This window comes from Jatrophihabitans sp., assembly GCF_036389215.1.
Classification (GTDB): domain Bacteria; phylum Actinomycetota; class Actinomycetes; order Mycobacteriales; family Jatrophihabitantaceae; genus Jatrophihabitans_A.
Genome location: NZ_DASVQG010000104.1, coordinates 1 through 9,291 on the forward strand (window position 1 = coordinate 1; position 9,291 = coordinate 9,291).

The 9,291-nt window shown below is 72.0% G+C and carries 9 protein-coding genes; all 9 read right to left on the reverse strand.

The genetic code is table 11. The annotated features are described in order from the left end of the window. On the reverse strand, positions 1 to 377 hold a 377-nt coding region (locus VF542_RS04875; protein ID WP_408650583.1), incomplete at its 3' end, for an FtsW/RodA/SpoVE family cell cycle protein. Beyond that, the gene (locus tag VF542_RS04880) at positions 374 to 559 is read right to left on the reverse strand and encodes a hypothetical protein (RefSeq protein WP_408650584.1); all 186 of its coding nucleotides are present in this window, start codon (positions 557 to 559) and stop codon (positions 374 to 376) included. The genes VF542_RS04875 and VF542_RS04880, both read right to left, overlap by 4 nt. 136 nt (positions 560 to 695) lie before the next feature. Next, complete coding sequence (gene mraY, locus VF542_RS04885) at positions 696 to 1,790, reverse strand: phospho-N-acetylmuramoyl-pentapeptide-transferase (RefSeq protein ID WP_408650585.1); 1,095 nt, start codon at positions 1,788 to 1,790, stop codon at positions 696 to 698. Next, positions 1,787 to 3,205, reverse strand: a complete 1,419-nt coding sequence (locus VF542_RS04890) for a UDP-N-acetylmuramoyl-tripeptide--D-alanyl-D-alanine ligase (protein WP_408650586.1) — start codon at positions 3,203 to 3,205, stop codon at positions 1,787 to 1,789. Before VF542_RS04890 ends, mraY begins: the two co-directional genes overlap by 4 nt. Continuing rightward, positions 3,202 to 4,857, reverse strand: coding sequence for a UDP-N-acetylmuramoyl-L-alanyl-D-glutamate--2,6-diaminopimelate ligase (locus VF542_RS04895; protein WP_408650587.1), 1,656 nt, complete (start codon positions 4,855 to 4,857; stop codon positions 3,202 to 3,204). Before VF542_RS04895 ends, VF542_RS04890 begins: the two co-directional genes overlap by 4 nt. Before the next feature lie 23 nt (positions 4,858 to 4,880). Further along, entirely contained in the window at positions 4,881 to 6,623 is a 1,743-nt protein-coding gene (locus VF542_RS04900) for a peptidoglycan D,D-transpeptidase FtsI family protein (RefSeq protein WP_408650588.1), read from the reverse strand. 575 nt (positions 6,624 to 7,198) lie between these two features. Further along, the gene (locus tag VF542_RS04905; protein ID WP_408650589.1) at positions 7,199 to 7,900 is read right to left on the reverse strand and encodes a hypothetical protein; all 702 of its coding nucleotides are present in this window, start codon (positions 7,898 to 7,900) and stop codon (positions 7,199 to 7,201) included. Next, the gene (gene rsmH / locus VF542_RS04910) at positions 7,897 to 8,868 is read right to left on the reverse strand and encodes a 16S rRNA (cytosine(1402)-N(4))-methyltransferase RsmH (RefSeq protein WP_408650590.1); all 972 of its coding nucleotides are present in this window, start codon (positions 8,866 to 8,868) and stop codon (positions 7,897 to 7,899) included. The genes VF542_RS04905 and rsmH overlap by 4 nt, the downstream gene beginning before the upstream one ends. Positions 8,869 to 9,093: 225 nt before the next feature. Further along, positions 9,094 to 9,291 (reverse strand): division/cell wall cluster transcriptional repressor MraZ (locus VF542_RS04915; protein WP_408650591.1); only part of this gene is annotated, 198 nt, incomplete at its 5' end.

The following is a 9,291-nucleotide window of genomic DNA, read 5'->3' on the forward strand; positions in this document are numbered from 1 at the left end:
ATCCAGCGGTGCGCGCCGTTGACGGTGACGCCGATGCCGGGCACCAGAACACCGGCCAGGGCGCACAGCGCCAGGCCCAGCGCGGGATAGGCCACCCGGCGGTAGGCGGCCGGTGACATCCGCACCGCCAGCCAGAACACCGGCACGCTCAGCACGATGAACTGCACCTCGCGGATCAGCTGCGCCCAGGGCGCGTCCCCGGTGGTGTGCACCGAGGCCGAGATGGTGGTCGATGCCGACATCAGCAGGCCGAAGAACAGCAACCCACCTCCGGCGGCCAGCATCAGCTGTGCCGAGGCGTACGGGCTTTCCAGGTAACGGCCGGAGGCCCGCACCACCCGGGTGCCGCTGACCCGGTCCCGCAGCCGGCTGATCATGACACCGCCCGCACGCCACCGGCCGTGCCGATGCCGACGCCGAATGCTGTTGAGCGGTAAGCCCGAACGGCACCGAGTCCGGAACTGTCCCGGCTGGTCGTGACCTGGCCGGTCGAGGGTGCGGGCAGTGTCACGGCACCGGCACCGGCCAGTGACGTCGCGGCAGCCACGACCTCGTGCATGGCCCTATCGTGGGTCCTGGACAAGGTGATCTTCGGGAGGCGTGTCGCGTGTCGCGCCACCGTGGTGTCGATCTCACCCGGCCCGTCCCGCCGTGGCCTGTCGTTCCCCCCGGCCCCGTCGCCGGCCGGTGCCGGGCTATCCGTGGGAGATGAATTCCGCATAGAACAAGCCCATTCCGAAGGCCACCGCCAGCCCGCTGACGATCCAGAACCGGACGATGGTGGTGGTTTCCTCCCAGCCCCCGAGTTCGAAATGATGATGGAACGGCGCCATCCGGAAGACCCGTTTGCCGGTGCCGGTCCTGAGCCGGGTGTACTTGAACCACCCTGTCTGGATGACGCTGGAGAGCGTCACCACCGCGAACAGGCCACCGAGCACCACCAGCAGCAGTTCGGTGCGCGACAGGATCGCAAGCCCGGCCATCAGGCCGCCGAGCGCCATCGAACCGGTGTCGCCCATGAAGATCTGGGCCGGCTTGGCGTTCCACCACAGGAAGCCGAAGCAGGCGCCCATCGCCGCCGCCGCGATCAGGGCCAGGTCCTGGGGATCGCGGATGGCGTAGCAGCCGGGCAGCGCCGGCGCGGGGTAGCAGCTGTTGCGGAACTGGATGAAGGTCAGCAGCGTGTAGGCGCCCATCACCATGGCGGAGCTGCCGGCCACCAGCCCGTCGAGGCCGTCGGTCAGGTTCACCGCGTTCGTGGTGGCGGTGATGATCAGGTAGGCCAGCAGCAGGAAGCCGATCAGCCCGATCGAGATGGCGCCGATGTCGCGCACGTAGGAGATGTGCTTGGAGGCCGGAGTCAGCCCGCGACGGTTGCCGAACATCATCGCCCCGGCGCCGAACAGCAGCGCCACCAGCAACTGGCCGGCGAATTTGGCCCGGGCTCGCAAGCCCAAACTCCGCCGGTGCCGCAGCTTGATGAAGTCGTCGATGAAGCCCACGGCGCCCGAGCCGAGCATCAGGAACAGCAGCAGCATGCCCGAGGCGGTCGGGCCGGAGTCGTGCCGGAACGAGCCGATCAGGTGCGCCATCAGGTAACCGATGATCGTCGACCCCATGATCGCCACCCCGCCCATCGTCGGGGTGCCCCGCTTGATCAGGTGGCTCTTGGGCCCGTCGTCGCGGATCTCCTGCCCGAATCCCTTGATCCGGAAGTACTTCACCACCAGCGGGGTGAACAGGATGGAGGTCATCAGCCCGAACAGGGCCGAGATCAGGATGGTCTTCATGCAGGGGCACCGGGAGTGCCGTCGGTGCCGCCGAGCCGTTCCACGAGCGCCTGAGCCACAACCTCCATCGCCGCCGACCGGGATCCCTTCACCAGCACCACGTCACCTGGCCGCAGCTCCTCCTCGAGCCTGGCGACAGCCGCCGTCGCGTCCGGCACCCACTGTGACTCACCGTGGTAGGAGCCCTCGAGTGCCGCGCCGGTGGCAATGGCGCGCGCCTGCTCCCCGACGGCGATCAGCACCCCGATGCCCAGGCCCCGGGCGTGCCCGCCGAGGGCCTCGTGCTGGGCGTTCGCGTCCGGGCCCAGCTCGGCCATGTGGCCCAGCACCGCCACCGACCGGCGGCCCTCGGACATCGTCGCCAGCGCCTTGAGCGCGGCCCGCATGGACTCGGGGTTGGCGTTGTAGGCGTCGTTGATCACCGTGATGCCGGCCGCGGTCTCGCTGACCTCCATCCGCCACCGCGACCGGGCCGAGGCCTGCGACAGCGCCTTGGCCACGGCCGGCAGCTCCAGCCCGCAGGCCAGCGCCAGCGCCGCCACGATCACCGCGTTGGAGACATGGTGCTCGCCGCGCAGTTGCAGCTGGACCGGCGCCCGGCCGGTGGTGGTCACCAGCTCGAAGCGCGCCCGGCCGGCGGAGTCCACCGTGACCTGCTCCACCCGCACGTCCGCGTCCGGGTGCGCGCCGGCCAGCACCACCCGGGCGCTGGTGCGCGCGGCCATCGCCGCGACCAGCGGATCGTCGGCGTTGAGCACCGCGACCCCGCCGTCCGCGGCGCTGGGCAGCGCCTCGACCAGCTCGCCCTTGGCCAGGGCGATCGTCTCCACGCTGCCGAACTCGGACAGGTGCGCGCTGCCGACGTTGAGCACCGCGGCCAGCCGCGGCGCGGCGATGCCGGTCAGGTGCCGGATGTGGCCGACCCCCCGGGACGACGTCTCCAGGACCAGGTACTGGGTGTGCTCATCAGCCAGCAGCACCGTGTACGGGTAGCCCAGCTCGTTGTTGAACGATGCCGGAGTCGCGACCGTTGCCCCGGCGCCGGCCAGCACCTGCGCCAGCAGGTCCTTCGTCGAGGTCTTGCCCGAGGATCCGGTGATGCCGATGATGCGCGCGTTCAGCCGCTGCGCCACCACCCGGGCCAGCTCCGTGATCGCAGCGATCGGGTCCGGCACCAGGATGGCCGCAACGGGCGCCGCACGGGTGGCCAGCACCGCCACCGCGCCGGCCCGCACCGCCGCCTCGGCATAGTCGTGACCATCCACCCGGCTGCCTGCGATCGCCAGGAACAGGTCGCCCGGCACCACCTTGCGGCTGTCGAACTCGACCTTGCCCGACACGGTGAGCTCGGGGTCCGCGGCCACCAGCCGGCCGCCGACGATCGCGGCGATCTCGGCCAACCTCAAGGCGATCACGGCCGGCCCACGGTCTGGTCATCCTGCCGGTGACCCGGCCGCACGGGCCGGTGGGAATATCCCTGCTCCGCGAGGGCGTCCCGGGCCACGGCGGCATCGTCGAACGGCAGCAGTGCGCCGGCGACCTCCTGCCCGGTCTCGTGCCCCTTGCCCGCGATCAGGACGGTGTCGCCCGGGCCGGCCAGCGCGATCGCCCGCGTGATGGCAGCCCGCCGGTCGCCCTCCTCGATGATCACGGCTCGCTGCCCGGCCGGTACCGAGCAGGCTCCCTCGATCATCGCCGCCCGGATCTCGGCCGGGACCTCCGAGCGCGGGTTGTCGTCGGTCACGATCAGCACATCGGCCTCGGACGCGGCTACCTCACCCATCATCGGGCGCTTGCCGCGGTCACGGTCACCGCCGCAGCCCAGCACGATGAGCAGCCGTCCGGTGGTCAGCGCCCGCAGCGCCTGCAGCGCTCCGGCAACCCCGGCGGGCTTGTGGCTGTAGTCCACCACCACCAGGAACGGCTGGTCGCCGTCCACCCGCTCCATCCGTCCCCGCACCTGCGCGGCGGCCACCGCCGGGGCCACCTCGACCACGTCGACGCCGGCTTCGGCCAGGATCGCGAAGGCCAGCAGCGCGTTGGCGACGTTGTAGCCGCCGGGGATCCGGCACCCGGCCGGAAAGCGCAGGCCGGGGCCTTGCACCGTGAACCGGGTGCTGCCGTCCGCCAGCACCCGCGGGTCCACGGCATGCCAGTGCGCGCCGGGGTCTGCGGTGCTGACGGTGACCGTTGCCGGGCGTACCAGCCGCCGGCCCCAGCCGTCGTCGATCACCACGATCTCGCGGCGGGCCCGGCCGTCGAACAGCAGCGACTTCGCCTGGAAGTAGTCCTCCATGTCGGAGTGGAAGTCGAGATGGTCCTGGGAAAGGTTGGTGAAAGCCGCCACCGCGAACTCGGTGCCGTCCACCCGGCCCAGCCGCAGCGCGTGCGAGGACACCTCCATCGAGACGCTGTCCAGGCCGCGCTCGAGCATCACCGCCAGCAGCGCCTGCAGCTCCGGCGCCTCCGGCGTGGTGAAGGGCGTCTTGACGGTCTGCTCGCCGAGGAACACCCCGACGGTTCCGATCAGGCCGGGCCGCTGCCCGGCCGCTGCCAGGCCGGCCCGGACCAGGGACGTCGTGGTGGTCTTGCCGCTGGTTCCGGTGACGCCGAAGACCGGCAGCGTGCGGGACGGGTTCCCGTACACCTCGGCAGACAGCGGGCCCAGTGCCGACCGGGGATCGGGCACCACCAGCACCGGCAGCGCCGGGTGCGAGCCGGCCAGCTCGGCGGCACCGGCCGGGTCGGTGAACACCGCCACCGCTCCGGCAGCCAGCGCCTGGGCCGAGTAGGCCACCCCGTGCCGGCCGGTGCCGGGCAGTGCCGCGAACAGGTCAGCCGGGCGCACCTGCGCCGAGCTGGCGGTCACCCCGGAGACCGTGACGCCGGACACCGGACCGGTTGCGGTCGCGCCGAGCAGCGATGCCAGCTCGCCCAGCCGGCGGGGCAGCAGCTGGCTCGGACGGGGTCCCGCTCCGTCGGGCTGCTGACCTCGCTGCGGTGACGCCACGCCTGCCCACGTTACCGATGCCCCCGTCGGGGCACTGCGGCGCTCGCTGTTGCCCATCGTCGGCCGTCGGCTGGCTGCGGCTAGTTGAGCGTCAGCGGCACGAGCACCGAGCGCGATCCGCTGGGCGCGATCTTGGCCGCGGACAGCTCGTAGGCGGCGATGTGGTGGAACAGCGGGGCTGCGACGTCACCGCCTTCCAGGCCGTGCGCGGGGTTGTCGATCATGATGGCGATCGCGAACCGCGGATTGTCGGCCGGCGCCATGCCCGCGAAGGTGTCCCAGTAGACGGAGTCGGAGTACCGGCCAGTGACCGGGTCGGGCTGCTGGGCGGTTCCGGTCTTGCCGGCCACCCGGTAGCCGGGAACGGCTGCCTTGACGCCGGTGCCGCCCTTGAGCGTCACCGACTCGAGCATCGTGCGCAGGGTCCGCGCCGTCGGGGTGGACAGCACCCGGATGCCGGCCGGCTGCGCGGTCGGCGTCACCGAGCCGTCCGGATGGGTCACCGAGGAGACGATCCGCGGCGGGATCCGCACCCCGTCGTTGGCCACCGTCTGGTACATCGAGGCGAGCTGCAGGGAGGTCATCGCCACGCCCTGCCCGATCGGCAGGTTGGCGAAGGTGGAATCGGACCAGCTGTCGATGTCAGGCAGCAGCCCGGCGCTCTCCCCGGGCAGCTCCACGCCGGTCTTCTGGCCCAGGCCGTACCGGTGCAGGTACTCGTTGAAGGTCTGCTTGCCGACCTTGCCGGCGATCAGCAGGGTGCCGACGTTCGAGGACTCGGCCAGCACGCCGGTCGCGGTGAATCTCTGGGTGGGGTGCCACCAGGCGTCGTGCACGGTGATGCCACCGGTGGAGATGCTGTCCGGAACCTTGAGCACGGTGCGGGGGTGGATCAGGCCCTTCTCCAGCGCCGCGGAGATGGTGACGATCTTGTTCGCCGAGCCGGGCTCGAAGACCTGCTGGACATTGGGGTTGAGCGACTGGCCGGGCTTGATGCTGCGGGGATCCTGCGGGTCGAACGAGCCATTGGACGCCAGCGCCAGTACCTGGCCGGTCCGGGCGTCCAGGATCGCCACCTGGCCGCCGCGGGCCTTGGACTGCTTGATCGAGTCGTCGAGGTACTTCTGGGTCAGGTACTGCAGATCCTGCTCGATGGTGAGCCGCACGGTGCCGCCGTCGGTGGCGGCCTTGCGCTTGATCGGGCCGGCCGGATTGACGTTGCCGAGCGAGTCCTTCTGGTAGCTCACCGAGCCGTCAGCGCCCCGGAGCAGCGAGTCATAGCTGTACTCGATGCCGGCCGCGCCCATCCCGTCGGACTTGACCAGGCCGATCACGTTGGCGGCGGTGGTCTTGCCCGGGTAGAGCCGCTGCGAGGTGGCCTGGGCGAAGATGCCGGGCAGCGGCTCGCCGTCCAGTCGCAGGTCCTCGATCTGCTTGGCGGCCGCCGGTGAGAGCGCAGTGGCCAGCAGCGCGTAGTGCGAGCTGGAGGTGAGCTGGTCGGCCACTGCGATCACCGACTTGCCGATCAGTGGGGCCAGCATGGTCGCGTAGTCCAGCCGGCTGGTCGCCGGCACCATCGTGGGATCGGCCACGATGTCCTTGGCATCGGCGGTGTAGGCCAGCGGCACGCCGTTGCGGTCCAGGATCGAGCCGCGAGCCGCGTGCAGGGTGACGAACTCGCGCTTCTCATCCGATGCGGCCAGCGCGTAACCGCTGGCATCCATGCCCTGCAACCACACCAGCCGGACCAGCACCACGGCCAGCAGCAGGCTGACCACCGCGACGGTGGCCCACAGCCGGCGCATCGACCTGCCCAGGCGCATCGTACGGGGCCGGACCTGCCGCCGGCGCGGGGTGCCGGCCGGACGCCGGACAGCCGGACTGTGGCGTTGGGCTGTGCCGTGCGGTCGGGCTGTGCTGTGCCGTTGGGCTGTGCTGTGTCCTTGGGATGTGCCGGTTCGTTGGGCTGTGCCGGGCCGTTGGGATGTGCCGTGCCGGAGGGCTGGGGCCGGGCGCTCGGTACGAGCCGGCCGCTGGGCCCGGTCCGGTGGCGCGGCCGGGTTGTGCCGTGGCCGGTCGTGCTGGCTGGCAGCCGTTCGCTGGGTGGCAGCCGTTCGCTGAGCGGGCGCCGTTCGCTGAGCGGGCGCCGTTCGCTGACCCGAAGCCTGCCGCTGGCCCGGAGCCTGCCGCTGGCCCGGAGCCTGCCGCTGAGTGGAAGCCTGCCGCTGGCCCGGAGCCGCTCCGTTGCCGGCCGGCTGCGGCTCGCGGGGGCCCGCAGCGGGCTGCCGGCCCGGTGCCCGCGTCCGGTCGGGAACGGGCTGAACCGGCTGCCGGCCGGCCGGTCGCTGCGCCCCGGGCCGTGGTGGGACGACCGGCGGCTGGTGAGGTGGTCGGGTCATCAGTGCCCTCCGGACGTGGTGGACTTCGTCGGGCTGGGACGCGTAGTCGAAGGGGTCGCTGCCGGAGCGGGCCGGGTCACCGTCACGGTGACCACCGGCGCGGACGGGCGGGCGCTGCTGCTGCCGGCCGGCGTGCTCGTCCCGGGCCGGGTGGGCGTACTCGCCGTCGAACGTGCCGCCGCCGAACTCGCCGTCGAACGTGCCGCCGAACTCGCCGCCGAACTCGCCGTCGGCGTAGAGGGCGTGGCTCCGGGGCGCGCCGTGGCGGTCGGTTTCCGGGTCGCCGGCGGCGGTGCGAGGCTCGCCGGGGCCGGTGAGCCGAGCACGGTCACCGAGCCGTCGGCGTTGAGCCGGAGGAAGGCCGGGTTCGGGTTGGGCACCAGTCCCTGGGCCGCGGCCGCCGCGGCCAGCGAGTCCGGCGCCTGCTTGGCGGCCAGGTCCCGCATCAGTTGCTGCGCCTGGTCCGACAGCCCGGCATTGCTCTCGGTGAGTGAGCGTTGTTTGAGCTCCTGGGCGGCCGACGCGGTGTTGAGCGCCAGCAGCGCACACAGCCCGCCGACCAGCATCAGCCCGAGCAGCACCGGCAGCGGCAGCCGCCGCAGCCGGATGCCATGTGGAGCTCCGGGCACCGGCCGCTCGGTCCCTGCCCTTGCCGGTGGCTTCTGCGAGCCGTCCGGTCGAGCCTGCCCGCGGGCTGTCATGCCGCCTCCCGGATTCGTTCGGCGGCCCGCAGCCGCACCGAGGCAGCGCGCGGGTTGGCCGCGATCTCCTCCTCGGTGGCAGGCTCGGATCCCCGGCTGAGCAATCTGATCTGCGGGCCGGCCTCGGCCAGCCGGATCGGCAGGTCCGGCGGCGTCCGGTCCAGCGCCAACTCGGCGAAGCTGCGCTTGACGATCCGGTCCTCCAGCGAGTGGTAGGCCAGCACCACGATGCGCCCTCCTACGGCCAGTGCCCGCAGTGCGGCAGGAATCGCGGCCTCGACGGCGGCCAGTTCGGAGTTGACCTCGATCCGCAGGGCCTGGAAGGTCCGCTTGGCCGGATGCCCGCCGGTACGCCGGGTCGCCGCCGGGATCGCCTGGCGCACCAGTTCGGCCAGTTCCGCGGTCGAGGTCAGCCGGTGCTCGGCGCGTCGCCGCCCGATCGCCTGGGCGATCCGCAGCGCGAACCGCTCCTCGCCGTAGTCGCGCAGGACCCGGGCCAGCTGCGGCACCGGATAGCTGTTGACGATCTCCTCGGCGGTCAGCGGGTCCTCCTCGTCCATCCGCATGTCCAGCGGCGCGTCCTGGGCGTAGGAGAAACCGCGCTCGGTGAGGTCCAGTTGCATCGAGGACACCCCCAGGTCGAACAGCGCCGCGTCGATCCTGGGGAGTTCGAGCTCGTCGAGGACCCGCGGGAGCTGGTCGTAGACCGCGTGCACCAGATGGGTGTGCCCGGCGTAGGCCGCCAGCCGCTGGGCGCTGAGCCGCAGCGCCTGCCGGTCCCGGTCCAGGCCCACCAGGGTGATGCCTGGATGTGCCCGCAGCAGCGCCTCGCTGTGGCCGCCCAGACCGAGGGTGGCATCGACCAGCACCGCACCAGCCCGGTCCAGCGCCGGGGCGAGGAGTTCCAGCACCCGGTCCAGCAGCACCGGGACGTGCCCAGCCGGGGCCGTCGGCTCCGGTTCGCCCATGCGGTGACTCCTGAACATCTCGGGTGGTGCGCTAGTTCTTTGTCGAGGCGGTTCTTGTCGAGGCGGTTCTTGTCGAGCCGGCCCCGCATGCCGATTGGTCCCCGCCCGCCTGCCGGTCCGCTCCGCCTGGCGCTGGGGAAGTGCGCCAGGTGACTCGGACGGTGGCGGGAGGAGGCCGATCCGCATGCGCCGGGCTCGGCGCACCGTTGTTGATGCACTACCGGCCTAGAGCAGGCCGGGCAGCACCTCCTCGGCGTCGGCGAAGGACTGCTCGGTGCTGTCGAGGTAGTTCTGCCAGGCCGCCGCGTCCCAGACCTCGACCCGGCTGTTGGCCCCGATCACGACGCAGTCCTTGGACAGCCCCGCGTAGTCGCGCAACTGCGCGGGAACGGTGATCCGGCCCTGGCCGTCCGGTACCTCGTG